The 22,179-nt window shown below is 74.0% G+C and carries 23 protein-coding genes; 10 read left to right on the top strand and 13 right to left on the bottom strand.

What is annotated here, in order from left to right:
* Positions 1-12 precede the first annotated feature (12 nt).
* Positions 13-1,086: a helix-turn-helix domain-containing protein gene (locus AB0A74_RS27215; protein WP_358253733.1), complete on the top strand. Its 1,074-nt coding sequence runs from the start codon at positions 13-15 to the stop codon at positions 1,084-1,086.
* A gap of 1 nt (position 1,087) precedes the next feature.
* On the opposite strand, the gene AB0A74_RS27210 is transcribed toward AB0A74_RS27215, so the two are convergent.
* Together AB0A74_RS27210 and AB0A74_RS27205 are read right to left on the bottom strand one after the other, a co-directional pair.
* Entirely contained in the window at positions 1,088-1,642 is a 555-nt protein-coding gene (locus AB0A74_RS27210) for a hypothetical protein (RefSeq protein WP_358253731.1), read from the bottom strand.
* Between the two features lie 98 nt (positions 1,643-1,740).
* Complete coding sequence (locus AB0A74_RS27205; RefSeq protein ID WP_358253729.1) at positions 1,741-2,127, bottom strand: VOC family protein; 387 nt, start codon at positions 2,125-2,127, stop codon at positions 1,741-1,743.
* A gap of 86 nt (positions 2,128-2,213) precedes the next feature.
* Between AB0A74_RS27205 and AB0A74_RS27200 the strand changes: the two genes are divergently transcribed.
* From AB0A74_RS27200 to AB0A74_RS27190, 3 genes are all read left to right on the top strand, one after another.
* Positions 2,214-3,062 (top strand): sigma-70 family RNA polymerase sigma factor, encoded by an 849-nt coding sequence (locus AB0A74_RS27200; RefSeq protein ID WP_358253727.1) that lies wholly within the window; start codon positions 2,214-2,216, stop codon positions 3,060-3,062.
* Entirely contained in the window at positions 3,059-3,319 is a 261-nt protein-coding gene (locus AB0A74_RS27195) for a VOC family protein (RefSeq protein ID WP_358253726.1), read from the top strand. The genes AB0A74_RS27200 and AB0A74_RS27195 overlap by 4 nt, the downstream gene beginning before the upstream one ends.
* Positions 3,320-3,606: 287 nt before the next feature.
* A complete protein-coding gene (locus tag AB0A74_RS27190) occupies positions 3,607-4,044 on the top strand; it encodes a DUF2243 domain-containing protein (RefSeq protein WP_358253724.1) in 438 nt (145 codons plus the stop codon).
* Here AB0A74_RS27190 and AB0A74_RS27185 read toward each other — a convergent pair.
* Both AB0A74_RS27185 and AB0A74_RS27180 read right to left on the bottom strand, forming a co-directional pair.
* Positions 4,027-4,827: a DnaJ domain-containing protein gene (locus AB0A74_RS27185; protein ID WP_358253723.1), complete on the bottom strand. Its 801-nt coding sequence runs from the start codon at positions 4,825-4,827 to the stop codon at positions 4,027-4,029. The two genes, AB0A74_RS27190 and AB0A74_RS27185, sit on opposite strands and share 18 nt — an antisense overlap.
* Positions 4,824-5,621, bottom strand: a complete 798-nt coding sequence (locus tag AB0A74_RS27180) for a hypothetical protein (RefSeq protein ID WP_358253721.1) — start codon at positions 5,619-5,621, stop codon at positions 4,824-4,826. Before AB0A74_RS27180 ends, AB0A74_RS27185 begins: the two co-directional genes overlap by 4 nt.
* 179 nt (positions 5,622-5,800) lie before the next feature.
* On the opposite strand from AB0A74_RS27180, the gene AB0A74_RS27175 reads away from it, so the two are divergent.
* Positions 5,801-6,406 (top strand): M23 family metallopeptidase, encoded by a 606-nt coding sequence (locus tag AB0A74_RS27175; RefSeq protein ID WP_358253720.1) that lies wholly within the window; start codon positions 5,801-5,803, stop codon positions 6,404-6,406.
* Between the two features lie 157 nt (positions 6,407-6,563).
* Here AB0A74_RS27175 and AB0A74_RS27170 read toward each other — a convergent pair whose 3' ends face one another.
* Positions 6,564-6,863 (bottom strand): antibiotic biosynthesis monooxygenase family protein, encoded by a 300-nt coding sequence (locus AB0A74_RS27170; RefSeq protein WP_358253718.1) that lies wholly within the window; start codon positions 6,861-6,863, stop codon positions 6,564-6,566.
* On the bottom strand, positions 6,860-7,894 hold the full coding sequence (locus AB0A74_RS27165) for an aldo/keto reductase (protein WP_358253716.1): 1,035 nt from the start codon (positions 7,892-7,894) through the stop codon (positions 6,860-6,862). The genes AB0A74_RS27170 and AB0A74_RS27165 overlap by 4 nt, the downstream gene beginning before the upstream one ends.
* Before the next feature lie 131 nt (positions 7,895-8,025).
* On the opposite strand from AB0A74_RS27165, the gene AB0A74_RS27160 reads away from it, so the two are divergent.
* Positions 8,026-8,874, top strand: coding sequence for a helix-turn-helix transcriptional regulator (locus AB0A74_RS27160; protein ID WP_358253714.1), 849 nt, complete (start codon positions 8,026-8,028; stop codon positions 8,872-8,874).
* Positions 8,875-8,884: 10 nt separating this feature from the next.
* Entirely contained in the window at positions 8,885-10,030 is a 1,146-nt protein-coding gene (locus tag AB0A74_RS27155) for a nucleotide pyrophosphatase/phosphodiesterase family protein (protein WP_358253712.1), read from the top strand.
* Here the strand turns inward: AB0A74_RS27155 and AB0A74_RS27150 are convergent, their stop codons facing one another.
* The gene (locus tag AB0A74_RS27150; protein ID WP_358253710.1) at positions 10,031-13,177 is read right to left on the bottom strand and encodes an ATP-binding protein; all 3,147 of its coding nucleotides are present in this window, start codon (positions 13,175-13,177) and stop codon (positions 10,031-10,033) included.
* Between the two features lie 86 nt (positions 13,178-13,263).
* On the opposite strand from AB0A74_RS27150, the gene AB0A74_RS27145 reads away from it, so the two are divergent.
* On the top strand, positions 13,264-14,199 hold the full coding sequence (locus tag AB0A74_RS27145) for a DUF1731 domain-containing protein (RefSeq protein WP_358253708.1): 936 nt from the start codon (positions 13,264-13,266) through the stop codon (positions 14,197-14,199).
* Between the two features lie 28 nt (positions 14,200-14,227).
* Here the strand turns inward: AB0A74_RS27145 and AB0A74_RS27140 are convergent, their stop codons facing one another.
* Positions 14,228-15,121 carry a LysR family transcriptional regulator gene (locus AB0A74_RS27140; protein ID WP_358253706.1) on the bottom strand — a complete coding sequence of 298 codons (894 nt, stop codon included), beginning with the start codon at positions 15,119-15,121 and terminating at the stop codon, positions 14,228-14,230.
* 126 nt (positions 15,122-15,247) lie between these two features.
* Between AB0A74_RS27140 and AB0A74_RS27135 the strand changes: the two genes are divergently transcribed.
* Positions 15,248-16,483 carry a serine hydrolase domain-containing protein gene (locus AB0A74_RS27135; RefSeq protein WP_358253704.1) on the top strand — a complete coding sequence of 412 codons (1,236 nt, stop codon included), beginning with the start codon at positions 15,248-15,250 and terminating at the stop codon, positions 16,481-16,483.
* Positions 16,484-16,510: 27 nt separating this feature from the next.
* Here AB0A74_RS27135 and AB0A74_RS27130 read toward each other — a convergent pair whose 3' ends face one another.
* The 5 genes from AB0A74_RS27130 to AB0A74_RS27110 all read right to left on the bottom strand — a co-directional run bounded on the left by AB0A74_RS27130 (position 16,511) and on the right by AB0A74_RS27110 (position 20,467).
* Complete coding sequence (locus tag AB0A74_RS27130) at positions 16,511-17,608, bottom strand: histidine kinase (protein WP_358253702.1); 1,098 nt, start codon at positions 17,606-17,608, stop codon at positions 16,511-16,513.
* Positions 17,605-18,270, bottom strand: a complete 666-nt coding sequence (locus AB0A74_RS27125; RefSeq protein ID WP_358253701.1) for a response regulator transcription factor — start codon at positions 18,268-18,270, stop codon at positions 17,605-17,607. Before AB0A74_RS27125 ends, AB0A74_RS27130 begins: the two co-directional genes overlap by 4 nt.
* A gap of 279 nt (positions 18,271-18,549) precedes the next feature.
* Positions 18,550-19,008 carry a MaoC family dehydratase gene (locus AB0A74_RS27120; protein ID WP_358253699.1) on the bottom strand — a complete coding sequence of 153 codons (459 nt, stop codon included), beginning with the start codon at positions 19,006-19,008 and terminating at the stop codon, positions 18,550-18,552.
* Positions 19,005-20,231 (bottom strand): beta-ketoacyl-[acyl-carrier-protein] synthase family protein, encoded by a 1,227-nt coding sequence (locus AB0A74_RS27115; protein ID WP_358253698.1) that lies wholly within the window; start codon positions 20,229-20,231, stop codon positions 19,005-19,007. Before AB0A74_RS27115 ends, AB0A74_RS27120 begins: the two co-directional genes overlap by 4 nt.
* On the bottom strand, positions 20,228-20,467 hold the full coding sequence (locus AB0A74_RS27110; RefSeq protein ID WP_358253696.1) for a phosphopantetheine-binding protein: 240 nt from the start codon (positions 20,465-20,467) through the stop codon (positions 20,228-20,230). Before AB0A74_RS27110 ends, AB0A74_RS27115 begins: the two co-directional genes overlap by 4 nt.
* A gap of 582 nt (positions 20,468-21,049) precedes the next feature.
* On the opposite strand from AB0A74_RS27110, the gene AB0A74_RS27105 reads away from it, so the two are divergent.
* Positions 21,050-22,179 (top strand): chorismate-binding protein (locus AB0A74_RS27105; protein WP_358253694.1); only part of this gene is annotated, 1,130 nt, incomplete at its 3' end.

Raw genomic sequence — 22,179 nt, 5'->3', positions numbered from 1 at the left:
GATGATGGGCGGGTGACGTTGAGGATCGACCTGTGCGGGCCGCCGGGTGAGCGGGTGCGGTTCGCCGCCTCGCCGTTGGCCGAGCTGACCGCGATGCTGCACGTGCTGGCCGAGCCGGGGCACCACCCGGCGCTCGCGGGCTGGGCGGGGGACGTGTGGGCCGGGTTGCCGCCGGAGCGGGCGGAGCGGTTGCGGGAGGCGGAGGTGCTCTGGCGGTCGTCGCAGGCGGACTTCCTGTTGCCGGCCCGGCCCCGGCCGACCCTCGCCGAGGAGTTGGACGACGTGGACCGGATCCCCGACGAGGCGTACGTGACCGCCGCGTTGGTGACGACGTGCGGCGGCACCCGGTTCCGCTCGCCGGTCCCGTCGCCGCTCACCGACCCGGTCGCGCGTGACCGCGCTCTGGAGGTGGCCGCGGCGCGGGGTCCGCGGCACGAGGCTTTCGCCGAACGGCTGCTCACCGACCCGGCGGCCGTGCGGACCCGGGTCCGGCGGACCCTGGAGCGGTGCGCCGAGGCCTTCTTCGACGCGGCGTGGACGGGTGTCGCGGCGCGGTTGGAGGCCGACTTGCGGGTGAAGAACGACCTGTTGCGGCGGCAGGGGATCGGGGCTGCGCTGACGGCGGTGTCCGGTGCGGTGACCGTGGCCCCCGACGGCGATCGCATCGTCGTGGACAAGCTGCAGGACAAGGCGACTTCGGGCAGCACGGTGACGTTCATCCCGAGCGTCTTCAACCGCCCGCACCTGGTGGTGGTCCACGCGCCCGGGTGGCAGCCGGTCGTGCAGTACCCGGTGGCGGACCCGTCGGCCCCGGTGTCCCTGTCCGCGGTCACCCGCCGCCTGGAGGCGCTGTCCCACCCGGTCCGCCTGCGCCTGCTCAGAACCCTGGCCCGAGCCCCGCACACGACCGGCGAACTGGCCCACACCTGGGAGTTGACCCCGCCCGAGGTGTCCCGTCACCTGGCGGTCCTGCGCGAGGCGGGCTTGCTGACCACCCAGCGCGAGGGCCGCTACGTCCGGTACACCCTGAACCAGGGCGCAGTGTCCACTTTGGGCACGGACCTGCTTTCCGCCGTCCTGCGCTGAGTCACGCGCCCTCGACGACCTTGTAGTAGCGCAAGGCCGTGTAACGGGCGGCCGTGTCGGCGGTCCACTTGCGCTCCACCGGCGGCTGGCCGTCGGGTCCCGTCTGCTCCCGCACCACGGGCTCGGTCCGGGCTTCGTCGGCCCACCGCACGAACAGGGCCGCGTGGTTGTCGTTGGCCAGCGCGTCGCCGGGTTGCAGGTCGCCGTGGGGGATCCCGGTCGCGACCTCCCGGAGGGTGACCGTGGTGCGCGAGTGGGTCAGGCCCCACGCCATCGAGACGTAGCCGGAGCAGTCGGTGCGGTAGTCACCGTGGGCGTTGCGGTGGCAGGCGTTCTGGCTGTACGGCACGCGCTCGTCCAACCAGGACTGCGATCTGACCTGTGTCTCCCCGCGCGACGTCACGCGGTCCTCCGGCGTCGTCCCGCAACTGATGGCCCCGCCGGGACCGTCGGCCAGCGCGACGGGCCCCTGGAACACCGCGGCACACGCGAGGACGGCGACCAAAGCACGGCTGTGCATGAGAACTCCCTCGAACGACAAGTCCACACCGTCCAAGGAGTGCCCACCTCGAACCACGACCGCCCTTAAACCACCCGCACGGGCGGATCGCGGGCGACCGGGCCGGTGCGCCACCGGCCCGGTCCCGTGCGAGGTCAGGAGCCGTACGTGGTGACCTTCCACAGGTAGCCGTCGGGGTCGCTGAAGTACGCGAAGTAGCCGCCCCAGTCGGCGGGCGCGGCCTCGCGGACCACGCTGCCGCCCGCCGCCACCGCCTTGCCGACCAACTCGTCCACGGCCGCCCGGGTGTCGGGGTTGACGTGGAACGAGACGCCGCGGAAGCCCGAGCCCTCGGCGGGCACGCCCGCGTCCCGCGCCGCCGCGTCCCACTCGTAGAGGGCGAGCTGCGGGGCGCCGTCGCCCATGCTCAGCGCGACGAACCCCCGCGTGTCCTTCTCGACCTCGCAGCCCAGGCCCTCGACGTAGAACTCCCGGGCGCGGTCCAGGTCCTCGACGCCGAGCATGATGGCACTCATCCGCATTGACACGATCTTCTCCCGTTGTTGTCACATCGGCGTGGTTCCGCCGGTCAGTCGGTATGACAGGTCGGGTCGGAGGGATGTGACAGATGGTCGAGCAGGACTGGCTGAGCGAGCGGTTCGCCGAGCACCGGGTCCGGTTGCGCGCGGTGGCCCACCGGATGCTCGGGTCGCCCACCGAGGCCGAGGACGCGGTGCAGGAGGCGTGGGTGCGGGTCAGCCGCGCGGACACCGCGCGGGTGGAGAACCCGGGCGGGTGGCTGACCACGGTCGTCGCCAGGGTGTGCCTGAACATGCTGGAGGCTCGCAGGTCCCGGCGCGAGGACCCGACCGGCGCGCTGCCGCCCGAACCGACCGCGGGTCCCGGGCCTGCCGACCCGGAGGACGAGGCGCTGCTGGCCGACTCGGTGGGCGTGGCGCTGACCGTCGTGCTGGACACCCTGGCCCCGGCCGAGCGGCTGGCGTTCGTGCTGCACGACGTGTTCGCCGTGCCGTTCGACGAGATCGCCGCGGTCCTGGACCGCTCGCCGGCGGCGACCCGGCAGCTGGCCAGCCGGGCGCGGCGACGGGTGCGCGGCGCGGCCGAGACCACCGCCGCCGCGCGGTCGCGCGAGCGGGAGGTGGTGGCGGCGTTCCTGGCCGCCGCGCGCGGCGGTGACTTCGCGGGGCTGCTGGCCGTGCTGGACCCGGACGCCGAGGTCGGCGAGATCCGCGGGGCCGAGGCGGTGGCGGCCTTCTTCTCCGGCCGGGCGCAGGCCGCGCGGGTCGCGCTGGTGGACGGCGTGCCGGCGGCGGTGTGGTCGCACCGGGGGCGGGTGGCGGCGGTGTTCGAGTTCACCGTGGTGGGCGACCGGATCACCCGGATCGCCATCGACACCGAACCCGACCCGGACCTGGAGGTCGTGTACCTGCGCACCGGCGACGAGGACCGCGCGTGACGCCCGGGTCCGTCACGTGCACCCTGACCGTCCACGACCTGGACGACGTGTTCGCCGCCTACCGGGACGTGCCGGGCGTGACGGGCACGTGCGGCGTGGTCTTCGTGACCGACGACTGCGACGCCACGTTCGGGCACCTGGAGGCGGCGGGCGTGGAGGTGATGCAGGAACCGATCACCCGCACCGACGGCACCCGCGACTGCGCCTTCCTGGACCCGTCCGGCACGCTGCTCCGCTTCACCGGTCCGGTCCGCTGAACGAGCGCCGCGCGTGCCCCGGTGCGGGGGGCGGGGAGTGCGTTTGAGGGGGTCGGTGCGGCGGTCGCCTCTCGGCGAGTGGCACGACGCGGCTCCAGCCGGACGGTATTCCGCGAAGGCTTTGAGATGAGGCCCGGGGGACACGGACCGCACCGACCCGGTCCCTACAACGACCCGCCGCCCGGCCCTGTTCCCGCTCGGCGGTGGCCTCGGTCACACGTCCGGGGAAGGCGCGGGCGGTCCGAACGGTCGAGTTTCGCCGGGGTGGCGCAGGCTACCCCGACGGTATGTCGATCAGGACGCCCGCGGTGGTGCTCGGGCTGGGGATCGGGGGGTTCGTCGACGGGATCGTCGCCCACCAGATCCTGGGCTGGCACCACATGCTCTCCGGCTGGCACCCGCCGACCACCCCGGAGAACCTGCACGTCAACATGGTCGGAGACGGGTTGTTCCACCTGCTGTGCCTGCTGCTCGTGCTGGCCGGCGTGGGCCTGCTCAACCGCGCCCCGCGGCTGTCCGGCGGGCAGCTGTGGGGCGGGGTGCTCGTCGGGTGGGGCGTGTTCAACCTGGTGGAGGGCGTGGTGGACCACCTGGTGCTCGGCGTCCACCACGTGCGGCACGGGCCCGACCAGCTCGCCTACGACATCGGGTTCCTCGTCCTGGGCGCGGTGCTGGTGGTGGTCGGGTGGCTGGCGGCCCGTGCCGGCTCACGGGTTGGTCGTTGACTTGGACAGGTAGTACAGGAACAGCAACGTCGAGATCGTGCCGATCGAGATGGCGATCCGGGCGATGACCCGGTCGGCGGTGCCCTTCGGGTTGCGCAGGCTGGCGAAGCCGAGGATCACGCCGAGCGGCGCGCACGAGCACACCGTGGCGAGGACCAGGGCCACGATCGGCAGCGCGGAGACCGCCCGGCGGCGCGGCTGCCACTGCGGCGGTTGCCACTGCGGCGGCGGCTGCCACCGGGGAGGAGGTGGTGGCTGGGGCGTCCAGTACGGCGGGTCGTGGCGCGGCGGGGTGGTGTCCCACGCCGGGTCGTGGCGGGGCGGGGTGTTGTCCCACGTCGCGTCGTCCCACGCCGACTCGGCCCGGTCGTCCCAGTGCTCGTCGTCCCAGTGCCCGTCGTCCCGGTGCCGGTCGTCCCGGTTCGGCGGCTCGACGCCGACGACGACCTCCTCGCTCTCCCAGAGCGAGTCCGCCCGAGCCGGTTCGTCGTGGCGGTCCTCGGGGTCGTCGCGGTCCTCCGCGCTCGTGCCGGTCCCCGATGCGCTCGTGCCGGCCTTGAGCGTCGCGTCGAACTCCGCGCGGCGGCGCGGGTCGAGCAGGACGTCCTTCGCGATGTGGAGCAGCTTCGTCTCGTACTCGCTGCCGCCCGGCCGGTCCGGGTGCACGAGCTGGACCTGCTGGCGGTGGGCCGCGACGATCTGCGCCCGCGTCGCCTTCGGCTCGACCCCGAGCAGCGCGTACGGGTTGTGCCCGTCGAGGTCGCGCAGGGAGGGACCGGTCACCGGCCCACGACCTCGGCCCGCCAGCACGTCACTTCCCAGGACCGCGGGCCGGTGTCGTACCGGTAGCCGTGGCCGGTGCCGGCGGCGAAGGTCACGTACCGGCGGTTGGCCAGGTAGCACCAGACCCGCAGGGTGCTGCCGTTCATCGCGTGCGGCGACCCGGTGCGGAAGTAGTAGAAGTCGTGCCACAGCTCGCCGTCGTCGGTCAGGAACGGCTCCTGGAGCAGTTGCTGCGCACGCGCCGGCAGGTTGCCCAGGAACCCGGTCATGCCGCCGTCGAGCCGCCTGGTCAGCGGGGTGGTCGGCGCGCCGGGGCCGCTGCCGGGTCCCGAACCGGGCCCGGAGCCGGGACCCGACGACGCGCGGCCCGCCGGCGCGGGCGGGGTCGCGGCGGCGTTGACCGTGGCCCGGCGGAACGTCGACTCGTCCAGCTTGAGCGTCCGGATCTCGTGCGCGGGGTTGCCGGCGGCGTTGACCGTCGGCTCGACGGTGACGAACGCCTGCGTGCCGAGCACGGCGGCGGCGTTGCGGCCGTTGACGTCGGTGGCCCACCACTCGACCACGCGGCCGATCCGCGCGTTGACCCGCTCCTGGATCTTGGGTCCGAGCCGGTCCCACACCTCTTCCCGGGTGCCGACGGACTCGGTGAAGTTCAGGCTGCTCGCGGTGTGCACCGGGCCGGACCCGTCGGCCGTCCGGTGGGCCGGCGACCGCGGACCGGGCCGCGCCGGTGTCCCGCCCTCGGGCTTGGCCGGCGTCCCGCGCTCGGGTCGCATCGGTAAGCGGTCGTTCACCCGTGTCCTCCAACGTGCTGAGCGTGATCGGCGGCCCATCGTAGTGGGAGCGCCACCGGGCCACACCGTTGTTTGACGGACCACGGGCCGAGCAGGGCGTCCAGGTCGGCACAGGGTTTCCACACGGTCGGCCCGGCACCGTTCGGGGCGTTGTTCCGCAACCGAACAGGGGGATTGTGGTGAAGACGTTCTTCCGGAAGCTGGCCGTGACCACCGCGGCGGTCGTGGGGGCGGGGGTCATGCTCGCCGCGCCGGCGTGGGCCGGGGAGCCGGTGGCCGCCGGCGACGACTTCGGGCTGGGCGAGACCGTGCTGGAGGAGACCACCCTGACCGACGCCGAACTGGCGGCGGCGCCGAAGTTCCAGGCGCCGTTCAAGTGCGGCCAGAAGTGGAAGGGCACGACGTACAACGGCCACTGGCCCAACACGCACAGCCGGGACTTCTGGCGCGTCGGCGGCAAGACCAAGGGCCAGCCGGTCCTCGCCGCCGCCTCCGGCAAGGTGATCGAGGCCAAGTACGGCAGCCGGCAGGGCTGGGGCGTGTCCATGGACATGGGCGGCGGCTACAAGACCTACTACTTCCACATGACGAGCAAGCCCAAGGTCAAGAACGGGCAGAAGGTCAAGCAGGGCCAGCTGCTGGGCTACGTCGGCGACACCGGCCAGGCCAAGGGCAACGCGCACCTGCACTACACCGTCACCAAGGGCGGCAAGGGCGTCAAGCCGTACTTCAACGGCAAGGCGCACAACCCCGGTGACACCGTCGTGAGCAAGAACGCCTGCTGACGGGGCTCGAAGGGGGAACCGGGGTGTGGCCGCGCGGCCACACCCCGGTTTTTCGTACCCGCCGGCACGGCGGGACCGCAGACGACGTCCGGTCGATCCGCCGACCAACCGCGCCCGATCCGCCGCCGTGAGCGCCCGGGGTGCGGCCGGTCGCCGGTCACCCGGTCGGCCCCGCACCGGGCCACTGCCGGACCGCGGCCGGTCGCGCCAGCACCGCGGCCAGCACCAGGTCCGCGTGCCGGCGCGGGGTGCCGTCGCGGTGGTCGGCGAGGGTCGCCGGGTCCGCCCACTCCTCCACCACGACCATCTGCGCCGGGTCGTTGGGGTTGGCGTAGGGCTGGAAGGACAGGCAGCCCGGGTCGTCCAGCGCCGGTTCGATCAGCGCCTCCAGCGCCGTGCGCAGGCGGTCTTCGCGGCCCGGTACCGCCAGGTACTCCGTGACCACGACGACGGTCACGGCCGGGCGGGGCCGGTGCCCGCGCGTTCCGCCGCCGCGGCGAGCGCGACCAGGTCCTCGGCGGTGAGCACGACCGAGGGCGCGCCGACCCAACCGTCCACCTGGGACGGTTTGCGCGCGCCGACGATCGCGCCGGTGACGCCGGGCCAGGCCAGCACCCACGCGATGGCGGCCTCCGCGACCGTGACGCCGTGGCGGGCGGCGACCGGGCGCAGGGCGTCGGCGAGGGAGAGGTTGGCGGCCAGGTCGGTGGTGAAGTCGGTGTGCGCGGACCGCCAGTCGTCGGCGGGCAGGGCCGCGGCGCGCTCGGCGGTGAACGCGCCGGTGAGCAGGCCCGACTGCAGCGGCGAGTAGGCGATCACGCCGGCGCCGTGCTCGCGCGCCCAGGCGACCTCGGCCGCCGCCGAGCGGTTGATCAGCGAGAACGGCGGCTGGATGACGTCGACGTGCGCGACCGCCTCGGCGCGGTCGAGCAGGTCGGGGGTGTGGTTGGACAGGCCGATCGCCCGGACCTTCCCCTCCGCCTTCAGCTCCGCCATGACCTGCCAGTACTCCTCCAGCGGCGTGGCGTCGGGCGACACCGCCCCGGTCCCGCCGCCCGCGTACTCCAGCGACTCGCCGGTGTCGGGCCAGTGCACCTGGTAGAGGTCGATGTGCTCGACGCGCAGCCGGCGCAGCGAGTCCTCCAGCTCGCGCCGGACGCTCGCGGGCCTCATGACCCGGCGCGGCGCGGCGGTCGGGTCGGCCGGGTCCCAGACCAGCCCCGCCTTGGTGAACAGGTACGGGCGGTCGGCGTCGGGCAGGTCGGCGACGGCCTCGCCGACCAGCTCCTCGGAGTGGCCGAGGCCGTAGACGGCGGCGGTGTCGATCCAGTTGACGCCGGCGTCGAGGGCGCGGCGGATCGCGGCGACCGACTCGGCGTCGTCGGTGGCGCCCCAGCCGAACGTCCAGCCGGAGCCGGACACCGCCCAGGACCCGAAGCCGACGCGGGTGATGTCCATGCCCGTGCTGCCGAGGGCGGACCGTTGCATCGTGGAACTCCTTCGTGGAAGTGGTGGTACGCCACCACTTTCGGCGCGCCGGGAAGCGGCAACCAGTGCCGCTCGTGCCTGGGCACGGCGTGACCAGGTTGCGGCCGCGCCGGTCGCGGATACTCGACCGCATGGACAGGCGTGCCGAGTTGGGGGAGTTCCTGCGGTCCCGGCGGGCCCGGCTGCGACCGGAGGAGCTGGGGCTGGTCGACCACGGCGGGCGGCGGCGCGTGCCGGGGTTGCGGCGCGAGGAGCTGGCGCGGCTGGCCGGGGTGAGCGTGGACCACTACGTCCGCCTGGAGCAGGGCCGCACGCTGCACTTCTCGGAGGCCGTGCTGGAGGCGGTCGCCCGCGCCCTGCGCCTGGACGACGTCGAGACCGCCCACCTGCACCGGCTGGCCCGCCCGTGGCCGGCCGACGGCGGACCCGTCGCGCCGCAACGGGTGCGGCCCGGCCTGCAACGGCTGCTGGACCTGGCGGCGGACGTGCCCGCGTACGTGGTCGGGCGCGGCACGGACGTCCTGGCGTGGAACCGGCCGGCCGCCGCGCTGATCACCGACTTCGGCGCGCTGCCGCCCGAGCAGCGCAACCTGGCCCGCCTGGTGTTCCTGGACGAGGGCGTGCGGGCGCTGTACGCGGACTGGCGCGGCAAGGCCGCCGACGTGGCGGCGTACCTGCGCCTGGACCAGGCCCGCCACCCCGACGACCCGCGCACGGCGGCGCTGGTGGCGGAGCTGTCGGCGCGCAGCCCGGAGTTCCGCGGGGTGTGGGCCGAACACGGGCTCAAGGACAAGACGCACGGCCGCTACCGCTACCGGCACCCGGTGGTCGGCGAGCTGGACCTGGGCTTCGAGAGCCTGCGCCTGCCCGACGAACCCGACCAGGCCCTGATCGCGCACACCGTAGAAGAGGGCACGCCCTCGGAGACCGGGCTGCGGCTGCTCACGGCGTGGGCGCGGGAGGCGTTGCCGGTGACCTAGGGTCGGGCGCATGGACATGGTCGTCCCCCGGTACGGGGTGGGCACGCTCGCGGAGGTCGTCCCGTCGCTGCTGGCGGGGTTCGGGGTCCCGGGCATGACGGACGTGCTGGGGGTGGCCGGCCCGACCCGGGTGTGCCTGCTGTTGATCGACGGCCTGGGCTGGCGACTCCTGCGCGACCACGCCGACGCCGCGCCGTTCCTGGCCGGTCTCGGGGGCGGGCCGATCGCCGCCGGTTTCCCCGCGACGACCGCGACCAGCATCGCGTCCCTGGCCACCGGGACGCCCAGCGGCGGGCACGGGATCGTCGGCTACTCGTTCGCCGCGCGGGGCCCGGAGGGCGAGGAGCTGCTCAACGCCCTGCGGTGGCACCGCCACGGTGCCGGGGAGTCGGTGGACCTGCGGTCGGTGCTGGTGCCCGAGGAGGTGCAGCCCGGTGCGACGGCGCTGGAGCGCGCGGCGGCGGCCGGGGTGGACGTGCGGTTCGTGGTGCCGAGGGAGCAGACGGGCAGCGGGTTGTCGAGGGCGGTGCTGCGCGGCGGCGACTTCCGGCCGGTGCTGGGCTTGGGCGACCTGGTCTCCCACACCCTCGGCGCCGTGCGCGAGGGCGACCGGACGTTCTGCTACGCCTACCACGCGGACCTGGACACCCTGGGGCACGTGTACGGGCCGGGCAGCGACCCGTGGCGCGCGCAACTGACGTTCGTGGACCGGTTGTGCGCCGCCATCGCCGAGGGCCTGCCGTCGGGGTCGGCCCTGGTCGTGACCGCCGACCACGGGATGGTCGAGCCGGCTGATCGCGTCGATTTCGACACCGACCCCGTGCTGCGGGAGGGCGTGCGGCTGCTGGGCGGCGAGGCCCGGGCGCGGCACGTCTACACCGATGCGCCCGACGAGGTGCGGGCGCGGTGGAGTGCGGTGCTGGGGGAGCGGGCGGTGGTGCTGAGCCGGGAGGAAGCCGTCGCGGCGGGGTGGTTCGGGCCCGGGGTCGCCGGGCACGTGCTGCCCCGGATCGGGGACCTGGTGGTGGCGATGCGCGACCGTGCGGCGGTGGTCCGTTCGGCGGCGGAACCCTTGCTGAGCGCACTGCCCGGCCACCACGGTTCCCTGACCGAAGCCGAACAACTCGTCCCGTTGCTGGTGCACCCGGCTTCGTAGTCAGGAGTCGATCCGCCACTGGAAGGCGTCGAGCAAAGCCGCGGCGGCCACGCTGTTCGGGGTGTCGCCCGCCTCTCGTACCACTTGATCGAGCAGGTGCCGAAATCGCACGTGGGCCAGGTTGAGCGCCACGGCGGTGCCCTCCATCATCAGCGCCGCGCCCTGCATGCCCGCGTAGCGATCGGCATCCATGAGTTCCGGGAACTCCGTCAGCAGGCCCGGGTGGGCGCCTGCGGCGGCGACGAAGGCGTAGACGTCCTTGCTCTCGCAGTCGAAGAAGTGGGCGACGAGCCCTCGTACGATCTCGTAGGGGAGGTGCGTGGCGCGCTGTTTGAGGATCATGGCGACGATCGGCAGCACGTCTCCGTCGTCGCGGATGATGCCGAACAGTTCCGCCAGGCGCTCCTCGTGCATCCGTTCGCCCGGCTCACGGCCGAACACCAGCACCGCGATCGCCCAGCGCAGGAACTCCTCCTGCGCCGCGATCCGCTCCTCGTGCGGCGTGAGCGACCGCCCCCACTCCATCTCTTGCGCCGTCGTGCGGATGGTCCGGCCCATCTCCAGCGTGAGCGCGAGCTCCCGTTCGCCGGCCAGTTCCGCGTGCCGCAGTTCCGCGTCCAGACCGGTCGACCGGGTGCGCTCGGCGGAGGGGCGCAGGGTGTCGGCCGTGCGGTCGAGCGCGGCCAGCAGGGCGTACCGGCTGTCGGTGCTCAGGCCCGCCCGCCACAGGTCGAGGGTGGACCGCCAGGTTTCCGCACCGCCGAACAGGTCCTCGATCCCGACCGTGCGCCCCGGCTCGACGAGGATGCCGAGCAGCGCCAGGTTCGCCGTGTAGGCCGCGATCTCCCGTACGTGGTCGGTGGCGGTGGGGCGGTAGTCGCGGTACCGCGCCGAGCCCCGCCGCCGGCGCGCCCCGGCCAGCGCGGCCGTCACGGCGTGCTGGATCCGGGTGCGGTCCTCGGGCGGTTGTTCCGCGAAGAGGTCGCCGAGGAAGTCCGGGATCGGGCCGCGGACGGCCAGGCAGTCGTGGGACAGCAGCGCGTACAGCCGGTCGTCGTCCGGCTCGCGGGCGCCGCGCCGCCCGACCGTGCTGTCCGCGGTGTCCACGAGGGTGTCCACGATCTCGCGGGCGACCAGGTACTCGCCGAAGGTGGCGTGCAGGAACTCGTAGCTGCGGCGCGCCCGGTCGGTGCCCAGGTCCGTCGCCGAGGTGTGCACGAAGAAGAACTGGGCCACCAGCCGCTGGTCGGTGTCGAGCTCGGCCGTCGTCAGCACCGCCAGGTCGGCGGCCAGCTCGCGGTCGGTGATGTGCTGGCGGCCCCGGTTGAACATCCCCAGGGCGGCGACCGACAGGCGCTGGAGCTGGTCGCGCGGCGGCGTGCCGTCCGGCAGCTTCGTCGCCTCCCGCACGGTGAAGTTGTCCAGCAGCGTCCGGTAGAGCGCGGTGCGCGACAGGCCGGACTCGACGGCCGGGAGCGACGGGTCGGCCGAGTACAGCGCCAGCAGCAACAACAGCAGCGGCTGCCCGGCGAGTTCGGGCTGCCCGGCGACGGCGTCGCGGCTCAGTTCGCGGACGGTCCCGGCGTCCACGCCGTCGCGGTTGACCGCGTTCCACACCTGGCGCCACTGCTCGGCCTGGTCGCGGTCGAACCCCTCCAGCTTGACCACCGTCGCGCCCAACGGCACGTCCACCCGGTCCGCCACCAGGGTCCGCGAGGTCACGACCACGACGACCGGCCGCTCCTGCGCCGCCTCCCGCCGCTGGAACTCGGCCACGTCGTGCAGGTAGTCCGCGCGGTCGCGCCCGGCGGCCTGCAGCATCTCGTCCAGCCCGTCCAGCAGGACGACCCTCGTGGTGGTCGGGCTCTGGTCGGCCAGCGCCGCCCAGTCCACCCGCCCGTTGGTCTCCCGGGCCAGCGCCTCCTCGATCTGCCGGTAGACCGCCGCCGCGCTGGAGACGTGCCGCAGCGGCACGTAGACGGTCGTGTACCGGTCCGCGGGAAGGCGGCCGGCCAGCACCTTCATCAGCAGGCTCTTGCCCGCGCCCGGGTGACCCAGCACGAGCAGCGGCAGGCGGGTCGCCTCGGCCGAGACCAGGTGGGCGGTCAGGCGGACGTCGAGGTCGCGGTGCCGGGGCAGCGGCTGCCACCACTGCTCGTCGGCCGGCCGTGATCGTGTGTTCACGCGTTCGCACCGGTAGTGGGGCTGGATGAACACCTCGCGGACCAGCGGGAAGCGGACGTGCGGGAACTGGTGCGCGGTGGACGCGTCCAGCGGGAGCACCGGCTCCTCCAGTCCGGCCCGCGTCGCGCGGTGCAGTGCCGACAGGTGGTCCCGCTGCCCGTCGCCCAGTGCGGTCAGCAGCGACTCCAGCCTGGACATGGCGTGGACCTGGTCATCCAGGGCCGCCTTCAGCTCGTCGTGCGCCGCCGCGAGGTGGGCGCGGGTGGCCGAGTGCTCGTTGAGCATGCTCCACACGACGAACTCGGGGACCTGCGCGGCGAGCCGCTGGTAGTGGTACCCGTAGCGCTGCAACGCCTTCGCGGCCACCGCGTCGGCGTCGACGTGCCGGACCAGGTGCCCGGCCGCGAGTCCGGCGCAGAACCCCAGCAACCCCTCGCTGAACCGTTGCTGCCAGGCCAGCACGTCGGCGAGGTTCTCCGCGTACCCGCGCCCGGACGACGGCATCGGCACGGGCAGGTCGTAGAACGAGTCGGGGGTGCGGCGGCCGGGCTCGGCGGTGTCGGCGAGGACGGCGGACAGCTCCCGGTCGGTGATCTCCAGCGCCTTCAGGGCTTTCGGCCCGGCCGCGTCGCGGAACGCCTCGACCGCGGAACTGGCGACGAGCACGGTGTGGGCGGCGGTGAGGAGCCGGGTGCGGTCGTAGCCGCGTGCGGCGGCCCGGCGCTCGCCGACCCCGTCGACCAGCTTGCGGACCAGCGCCAACGCCTCGTTCTTCTGGTCCACCCATCCCCACAGGGCGGCGAGTCCCACCAGCGGCACGGTCCCGGGACCGGTCAGGGCCACCACGCCGCCGGCCATGATCGCGCCGCCCAGCGCGGTGTTCAGCCGTTCCAGCACGGGCCGGTCGTGCCGGCCGAGCAGGTGCAACGCGCCGCGCAGGCTCAACTCGGGGATGTCGCGCATTCCGCCCCTCTTCCCTGGCCCGGTTCGCCCAACCGTAGTGGAGCGCGGGTGTACGCTGATTTTGAACACGTTCAAAAGGGGGTCGCGTGAAGATCGTCATACCGGGTGGGTCGGGGCACGTCGGGCGCTTCCTGACGCGGGCGTTGTCACGGGCCGGGCACGACGTCGTCGTGCTCGGGCGGGGCGGTGGTGTGCGGTGGGACGGGCGGACGTTGGGGGAGTGGGTTCGGGAGGTCGACGGGGCGGACGCCGTGATCAACCTCGCCGGGCGCAGCGTCAGTTGTCGGTACACGCCGGAGAACCTGCGGGAGATGATGGCCTCCCGGGTCGACTCGGCGACCGTCGTCGGTGAGGCGATCGCGGCCGTGGGTCGGCCGCCCCGGGTCTGGCTCCAGATGAGCACCGCGACCATCTACGCCCACCGGTTCGACGCGCCGAACGACGAGATCACCGGTCGGATCGGAGGCGACGAACCGGACCTGCCCGACTACTGGGCCTACAGCGTCCGCATCGCCCGCGAGTGGGAGACCGCGCAAGAACGCGCCGAGACGCCGCGAACCCGCAAAGTGGCGCTGCGCACGGCCATCGTGATGAGCACCGAACCGGGCGGCGCGTTCACCGTGCTGCGGAACATGGCGCGGCTGGGGCTGGGCGGGCCGGTGGCCGGCGGCGCGCAGTACGTGTCCTGGCTGCACGAAGAGGACTTCGTGCGGGCCGTCGAGTTCCTGCTCGACGGGGAACTGACCGGGCCGGTCAACCTGGCCGCCCCGAACCCGTTGCCGCAGAAGGACTTCATGCGCGAACTGCGGGCCGCGTGCGGGATGCCGTTCGGGCTGCCGGCGACGAGGTGGATGGCCGAACTCGGCGCGTGGGCGATCCGCTCGGACACCGAACTCCTGCTCAAGAGCCGCCGCGTGGTGCCGACCCGCCTGCTCGACGCCGGTTTCACGTTCCACCACCCGACCTGGGCGCCTGCCGCCAGCGACCTGGTCCGCCGGGGCACTACGGCAACGGACCGCTGACGAACGCCCGCCCGACCGCGGCGTCGGCTCAGGACAGGTGCGGGGCGCCGAGGTCGCGGACCACCGCCGCGAGGCCACGGACCATGTCGGTCTCGGCGTCCGTGCGCCACGCCAGCGCCCAGCGCAGGCCGGGCCAGTCGTGGATCGGCAGGTACACGATGTCCGGCCGGGCGCTGTAGCGGGCGACGTGCGCGCCGAGGTTGTGGACGCCCTCGCCGTTGCTGACGTGGGTGAAGATGTCGTCGAGGTTCGCGATGTCGGGCGCGTGGCGGCGGATCGGCCGCCCGCTGGGGGCCTGGAACGGGGTGAAGGCGTCGCCCCAGTAGTCGGGGCCGGGCGGTCCTTGCAGGATGCCGTGGTCGGCGAGGACTTCCAGCGACACCGAGTCCCGTTCGGCCAGGGAGTGGTCGAGGGGGACGAGCAGGACGCTGTGCTCGGTGTAGATCGTGGGACCCACGGTCAGGTCGGGTTCCTCCAGCGGCAGCCACGCCACCAGCACGTCGATGTCGCCGTTGCGGATCGGGCCGAACGCGTTGGCGAACGGGTTGTGCCGGATGTGCAGGCCCCACTTCGGGTGCCGGGCGCGGAACGCCGCCCAGAACGGCCGCAGGTCGTGCGCGTTGCCCGGCAGCATCCCCACCCGCAGCACCCCGGTCTTGCCCTCGGCCGCCAGCCGCGCCCGCGCCATGCCCTCGCGCAGCGTGCGGAACGCGGGCAGCAGGTCGGCCCGCAACTGCTCGCCCACCGCCGTCAGCCGCACCGAGCGGCTCGTGCGCTCGAACAGCGGCGCGCCGACGCCGCGCTCCTGCTTCTTGATCGCCTGGCTCACCCGGGCCTGCGACAGGTGCAGGCGCGCGGCGGTGCGGCCGAAGTGCAGCTCCTCCGCGAGCGTCAGGAAGATCTCGATGTCCCGCAGCTCCAACCGTTCCCCCGCGATCGATAAGCGTCGGTTATCGCGATCGAGCGGGAATCGCCGTTGTTCCCCCGCCGGCCGGTGCCGATGCTTGATCGCGTCGATGATCAAATCACAGGACGGGTGGCGGGAGACATGGATCAGACCGTGAGCTGGGACCGGGCCGGGAACCGGAGCATGACCGGCGGCGCGGGCCTGTCCGGGCTGGGGCGGCTGCGGGACGTGCTCAGCCGGCACGTCGAGGTCGGCACGGTGCCCGGGTTGGTCGCGCTGGTCGGCCGCGGCGACGACGTGCACGTGGAAGCGCTCGGCTCGCCGCACGAGGGCGGCGGCGCGCCCATGCGCCGCGACACGCTGTTCCGCATGGCGTCGCTGACGAAACCGGTCACGGCCGCCGCGGCGATGGTGCTGGTGGAGGAGTGCCGCCTGCGCCTGGACGACCCGGTCGAGACGTGGCTGCCGGAACTGGCGGACCGGCGGGTGGTGACCCGCGTCGACGCGCCCCTCGACGACACCGTGCCCGCCGTCCGCCCGATCACCGTGCGGGACCTGTTGACGCTCACCCCCGGCTTCGGCCTGGTGTTCACGCCCGGCCCGCTCCAGGCGGCGATGGCGGAGCTGGGCGTCGTCGGCGACGGAACCGCGGCCTGGCCCACCGTCGGACCGGACGAGTGGCTGCGCCGGTTGGGCACGCTGCCGCTGGCGCACCAGCCGGGGGAGCGGTGGCAGTACCACGTCGGGTCGGACGTGCTGGGCGTGCTGGTGGCGCGGGCGGCGGGCCGGCCGTTCGGGGCGTTCCTGCGGGAACGGCTGTTCGAACCGCTCGGCATGGCCGACACGGGCTTCCACGTGCCGGCCGACCGGATCCACCGCCTGGCCACGAGCTACGCCCACGACCCGACCACCGGCGCGCTGACCGTGTGGGACCGCGCCGAGGGCGGCAAGCACAGCCGCCCGCCGGCCTTCGAAGCCGGCGGCGACGGCCTGGTGTCCACCGCCGACGACTACCACGCGTTCTTCAGGATGCTGCTGAACAAGGGCGTCCACAACGGGACCCGGGTCCTGTCCCGCGCCTCGGTGGCGCTGATGACCATGGACCACCTGACCCCGGCCCAGAAGGCGGAGAAGGACCGGTTCGGCGACCACTTCGGCCACCACGGCGGCTACGGCTTCGGCCTGGCGGTGCGCACCCACCGCCGCGACCTGGCCTCCCCGGGCCAGTTCGGCTGGGACGGCGGCCTGGGCACCACCGGCTACGCCGACCCGGCGGAGGACCTGGTCGGCCTCCTGCTCACCCAGACGGCCCTGGACTCCGCCGACACCCCCCGCCTGCACCGCGACTTCTGGACCGCGGCCTACCAGACGGTCTGACCCGCCTCGCGGGGTGACCGGAGCGGGTCACCCCGTCTTGGGCAGGCTCGCGGTGACCAGGTAGCCGCCGTCGGCGGTGGGGCCGGCGTGGAAGTCCCCGCCGAGCAGGTGCACGCGTTCCTGCAGGCCGACCAGGCCGTGCCCGCCGCCCGGCAGGTTCAGCGGCGCCACCTGGTGATCGGGCGGTCCGTTGCGGACCTCCACCCGGAGGCGGTCGCCGACGACCCGCACCCGCACGCGTGGCCGCGCGCCCGGCGCGTGCTTGCGGGCGTTGGTGAGCGACTCCTGGACGACCCGGAACGCCGCCCGTTCCACGGGTTCGGAGCACTCCGCCCCGTCCAGGTCGAGGTCCGCGTCGCACCCGTCGACCAGTCGGGGCACGTCGGCCAGCGTCGGCTGCGGGGTCAGCTCCGCCGCGTGCCCGCCCGCCGCGCGCAGCACGCCCACCATGTGCCGCAGCTCCACGAGGGTGCGCACCGCCAGGTCGCGGATCGCGCCGCCGGCCTCCCTCGGGTCCACGTCCGCGACCTGCAGCGCGCCGGCCTGCAGGCTGATCAGGCTGACCTGGTGTGCCACGACGTCGTGCATCTCCCGGGCCAGCCGCGCCCGCTCGGTCGCGAGCACCCGCTCGGCCAGCAGCGCGTCCTCGCGGGCGCGGCTGCGGGTCAGCTCGGCCAACCGGTCGCGCAACTCGTCGCCGACCGTCACCAGCCGACCGATCGCCACGGCGGCGACGCCGAACGCGAACGCGCGCAACACCATGTAGTGGTCGGCGAGGTCGATCGCCATCTGGGCGCGCGTGATGGGGTACGGCAACCAGTAGGTGATCGCGAACGCCACCACGCACCCGCCCAGCAGCCACGGGCCGCGGTGCCGGGTGGCCACCGAGTACAGGGCGATCACGCCCGCCACCCACGCCGGGCCGGTGGCCAGGCCGACGAGGTTCACCAGCAGGACCGCGATCGGGAACCGCCGCCGGGCGGGCAGCGCCGCCACCCCGGCCAGGGACGCGGGCAGTTGCACGGCGTCGGGCCAGTCGTCCAGGAAGAGCGCGGCGGCGGCGACCACGACCGGGCCGACGACGCCCACCGGGTGGTCCGCGCGCAGCCACCGGGGGCGGTTCACGTGCGGTCCGGTGCGGTGAGCCGGGCGCGTTCGGCCACCACGGCCGCCTGCACCCGGTTGACCCCGCCCAGCTTCGCCAGCAGCGCGCTGACGTGGTCCTTGACCGTGCCGGGGGCCAGGTGCAGGCGTGCGGCGATGGCCGTGTTCGACAGGCCGCCGCCCAGCAGCGCCAACACCTCCCGTTCCCGCGCGGTCAACGTCGCCACCGCGCGCCGCGCCGCGAGGGCGGCGTCCGCGCTCGCGACGAAGCCGTCGATGACGGTGCGCGCCACACCGGGGTCCAGCGTGCTGCCGCCCGCCGCCAGCGTCCGGACCGCCTGCGCCAACTGCTCGGGGTGGGTGTCCTTGAGCAGGTAGCCGGCGGCGCCCGCGCACAGGGCGGCGGTGAGGTGTTCCTCGGTGTCGAACGTCGTCAGCATGGTGACCACGGGCATCGGCGCGTCCCCCAGGGCGGCGCGCAGCCGGTTCAGCACGGTGAGGCCGTCCACGTCGGGCATCCGGAGGTCCAGCATGACGACGTCGGGCCGGTGCGCCAGGACGGTCTCCACGGCCTGCCCGCCGCCGCAGTCCGCCACCACGTCGATGTCCGGGGCCGCACCGAGGATCATCCGCAGCCCCGACCGCACCAACCGCTCGTCGTCGACGATGACGACCCTGATCACGGCCTGTCCCCACCGGACGTCATGACCGCACTGTAGGACCGGGCGGGCACCCGGTCCCCGGCGCGGCGGGAGGACCACCCCGTCGAGTGGCGGGGGTGGTCGCCGCCGGCGGGCAGATCCGCCGGACCACGGTGGTTCCGCACAGTGGTCGCATGCCGGACATGGGACTCCAGGCCACACCCGCTCTCACCCGGACAGGCGGGATCCGCCTCCGACACGGTCACGTCGGGTGAACCCCGACTGCGTCCCGCCGACCGGTTCACCGGGTGGTGCGCCCGGTCACGCGGACTGGAGCAGGACTCGGGCGTCGGCGGTCAGGACGGTCACCTGCTCGCGCGTCTCCATCGTGAGGCGGAGCACCACCTCGGTGAACCCGCGGGGCCGGGTCGTGGCCGACACGAGGTCCGCCGCCACGCGCACGTCGGCGCCGGCGCGCACGGGGCGGTGGAAGCGCAGGCGGTCGAGGCCCTTGTTGACCACCATCCGCACACCGTCCACCGGGAGCACTTCCGCCAGGCACGGCGCGAGCAGGGCGACCAGGAGGTAGCCGTGCGCGATGGGCCCGCCGAACGGTCCGGCGTCCGCCCGCTCGCCGGCCCGGTGGATCCACTGGTGGTCCCCGGTGGTGCGGGCGAACAGGTCGATGCGGTCCTGGCCGACCTCGTGCCAGGAGCTGGCGCCGAGCCGGCTGCCGGTCAACGCCGCCAGGTCCCCGGGTGCCACCCGTGCGCCGCTCATGCCGCCGTGAACACCAGGATCGCGTTGAGCCCGCCGAAGCCGAACGAGTTGGACACCGCGCTGCGCAGCCGGACCTCGCGCCGCCGCCGGGACACCACGTCCAGCTCCACCGCGTCGTCGAGCCGGTCGAGGTTCGCGGTCGGCGGCACCACGCCGTCCTGGAGGGACAGCACGGTGCACACCGCCTCGATCCCGCCGGACGCGCCGAGCGCGTGCCCGGTGACGCCTTTCACCGACGTCACCACCGGTCGGTCGCCCAGGACTCGGCGCACCACGCGGGCCTCCAAAGCGTCGTTCAACGGCGTCGAGGTGCCGTGGGCGTTGACGTGGTCGATCTCGTCGGGCAGCAGGCCCGCGTCGGCCAGCGCCTCGCACAGGGCCTGGTCGACCGAACCTCCGTCCGGTCGCGGCGCGGTGATGTGGTGGGCATCCGCGGAGGACGCGAAGCCGCTCAACCGCGCGCGGACGCGGGCCCCGCGGGCGCGGGCGTCCTCGACGCGTTCCAGGACCAGCACGCCGGCGCCCTCGCCCGCGACGAACCCGTCCCGACCGGCGTCGAACGGCCGGGACGCCGCGGCCGGGTCGTGGTTGCGGCCCGACAGCGCGCCCATGCGGCTGAACCCGGCCATGATCGTGCGCGAGAGGGCCGACTCCGCGCCGCCGACGATCGCCACGTCGCACGCCCCGGCGCGCAGCAGCTCCCGGCCCAGGCCGATGGCCGTCGTGCCGGACGCGCACGCCGTGGTGGCGGTCAGGGCCGGTCCGGTCGAGCCGCGGTCGAGGGCGACGTTGCCCGCGATCATCCCCAGGCCCATCATCGGCACGAGCAGCGGCGACACCGCGCGGGCGTCCGCGTCGAGGAGCTTGCGGTGCTCCTGCTCGAAGACGTCCACCCCGCCCAGCGCGGTCCCCATCACCACCGCCACCCGGGCGGCGTCCCAGTCGTCGGACCGGAGCCCGGCGTCGGCGACCGCCTCGCGGGTCGCGGCGACCGCGAGGTGGGCGCTGCGGTCCATCCGCCAGGCGACGCGCCCGCCCAGGGCCGCGGCCCCGTCGAACCCCGTGGCGCGGCAGGTGATCTCCACCGGCATCCCGGCCAGGGCGGGGTCGCGGGCGGCGGTCGGCTCGCCGCCGAGGATGCGCCGCCAGCCGGCTTCGACGCCCACCCCGGCCGCGCTGATCATCCCGATCCCGGTGACGGCGGCGTCGAACCGCAGCGTCACGCGTCCGCGCCCTTGTCGACGATGAGCCGCACCACCTCGTCGAGGGTGTGGTCGGGCACGATCTCGTCGTCGGCGAACCGCACGCCGAACTCCTTCTCGGCCACCACCCCGAGTTCGACCAGGGCCAGCGAGTCGAGGTCGAGTTCGACCAGGGTGGCCGCGGGGTGGATCTCGGCCCGCGGGACGCCGAACTTCTCCACGAGCACGGTCGACAGGCGGTCGAGCAACGGCTGCATGACAGGTCCTCCTCGTTCGAGGGGTGTGGTTCCGTCGCGCCTTCTCGGTCGGCACGCGGTCACCGACAGGAATACGCCGGCCCGGGCGTCCGATGGAGGAGGACGGGCTGGATTTCGGAGAAGTCCACAATTTCACCGCGAGGAACCGAAGGGGCCGGTCGGGCGCTTGAGGCGCATTGAGCCGCAAGGTGGACGCTGAGAGGCGCGTTGTCCAACCCCGTTCGGACACGGTCCGCCACCGCGGGCACCGGTTGTGCGCTTGCACGAAATTCGCCGCTCGACCCTGGTGTGGCCGGCTCCTGCGTTATTCGATGGAATTGCCCACAGGGTCGGGGCGGGAACGCCGACTTTTCCGCAGAAAGTGTTTTGACTGGCCTGATGGCTGTCCAGGCATGAGTGCGACATGGTTCGGGTCTTCGTTCGAATTCACCGTATCCGTTGTCGCAGGCCCCTGCTCGCCCGGTTACCACGCGCAGGCGTGGCACGACTTCGCCGCCGACCTGGAGACGCCGGGCGCGGCGCTCACCCCGCCCGGCCCGCCGGGCCCGTCGAGTGACAAGGCGCGAAGGGTAGGACGAGGCGATGTTGACGATCGACCGCGGCGATCCGCGGGACGTGGTGGCCAGGCTGACCGCACCGGACCCGCCGCCGTTCGCGCTGCTGCGCAGGGCGTGCTCGGCCGGGGTGGTCGAGGTGCTGTCCGGGCCGGTCTCCCGGCCCGCGACCCTCGACGACCTGGCGTTGCCGGGCGACCCGGGCGACCCGCCCGCCGAGGTGCTGGCGCTCATCCCGTTCCGCCAGATCGCCGAACGCGGGTACGCCTGCCACGACGACGGCGCGCCGCTGCTCGCGCTCGCCGTGACCGACCGCGCCGCGCTCACCGTCGCGCAGGCGCTGGAGCTGCTGCCCGACCGCGGGGTGACCGTCGCCGACGGCCGGTTCGACGTCGGCGACGGCGAGTACGAGCGGGTGGTGCGCCGGGTGGTCGAGGACGACATCCGGACCGGAGCGGGCTCGAACTTCGTGATCCGGCGGACGTTCACCGGCACGGTGGCCCCCGACCCGCCCGCGGTGGCGCTGACCGTGTTCCGCCGGCTGCTGGCCGCGGAGAGCAACGCCCACTGGACCTTCGCCGTGTGGACCGGCGAACAGGCCTTCGTGGGCGCGTCCCCGGAACAGCACGTCGAGGTGGCCGGGGACGTCGTCCGCATGAACCCGATCAGCGGCACCCACCGCTACCCGGACTCCGGGCCCGAACTGTCCGGCGTGCTGCGGTTCCTGGCCGACGACAAGGAGATCGACGAGCTGCACATGGTGGTGGACGAGGAGTTGAAGATGCTGGCCGGCGTCTGCGCCGACGGCGTGCGGGTGCGCGGTCCCCGCCTGCGCGAGATGTCCCGGCTCGCGCACACCGAGTACGACCTCGAAGGCCGCGGCGCCGCGGACGTGCGCGACGTCCTGCGCGGCACCATGTTCGCGCCCACGGTGGTCGGCAGCCCGCTGGAGAACGCGTGCCGGGTGGTCGCGCGGCACGAGGCCGACGGCCGCGGCTACTACGGCGGCGCGCTCGCCCTGGTCGGGCGTGACCGCGCCGGGGCGCCCGCGCTCGACTCCGCCATCATGATCCGCTCCGCCGAGATCGGGCCGGGCGGCGCCCTGCGCATCGACGTCGGGGCCACGCTGGTGCGCGACTCCGAGCCGGCCGCCGAGGC

Origin of the sequence: Saccharothrix sp. NPDC042600, from assembly GCF_040647305.1 — a bacterium.
Lineage (GTDB): Bacteria > Actinomycetota > Actinomycetes > Mycobacteriales > Pseudonocardiaceae > Actinosynnema > Actinosynnema mutabilis.
This window is presented reverse-complemented; position numbering and strand designations above follow the sequence as displayed.

What these genes read in the sequence shown, in the direction of transcription:
- AB0A74_RS27205 (WP_358253729.1), bottom strand. Translation starts at nt 2,127, where the DNA reads ATGCGGATGAGTGCCATCATGCTCGGCGTCGAGGACCTGGACCGCGCC.
- AB0A74_RS27200 (WP_358253727.1), top strand. Translation starts at nt 2,214, where the DNA reads ATGGTCGAGCAGGACTGGCTGAGCGAGCGGTTCGCCGAGCACCGGGTC.
- AB0A74_RS27190 (WP_358253724.1), top strand. Translation starts at nt 3,607, where the DNA reads ATGTCGATCAGGACGCCCGCGGTGGTGCTCGGGCTGGGGATCGGGGGG.
- AB0A74_RS27165 (WP_358253716.1), bottom strand. Translation starts at nt 7,894, where the DNA reads ATGCAACGGTCCGCCCTCGGCAGCACGGGCATGGACATCACCCGCGTC.
- AB0A74_RS27160 (WP_358253714.1), top strand. Translation starts at nt 8,026, where the DNA reads ATGGACAGGCGTGCCGAGTTGGGGGAGTTCCTGCGGTCCCGGCGGGCC.
- AB0A74_RS27155 (WP_358253712.1), top strand. Translation starts at nt 8,885, where the DNA reads ATGGACATGGTCGTCCCCCGGTACGGGGTGGGCACGCTCGCGGAGGTC.
- AB0A74_RS27150 (WP_358253710.1), bottom strand. Translation starts at nt 13,177, where the DNA reads ATGCGCGACATCCCCGAGTTGAGCCTGCGCGGCGCGTTGCACCTGCTC.
- AB0A74_RS27135 (WP_358253704.1), top strand. Translation starts at nt 15,248, where the DNA reads ATGGATCAGACCGTGAGCTGGGACCGGGCCGGGAACCGGAGCATGACC.
- AB0A74_RS27120 (WP_358253699.1), bottom strand. Translation starts at nt 19,008, where the DNA reads ATGAGCGGCGCACGGGTGGCACCCGGGGACCTGGCGGCGTTGACCGGC.
- AB0A74_RS27110 (WP_358253696.1), bottom strand. Translation starts at nt 20,467, where the DNA reads ATGCAGCCGTTGCTCGACCGCCTGTCGACCGTGCTCGTGGAGAAGTTC.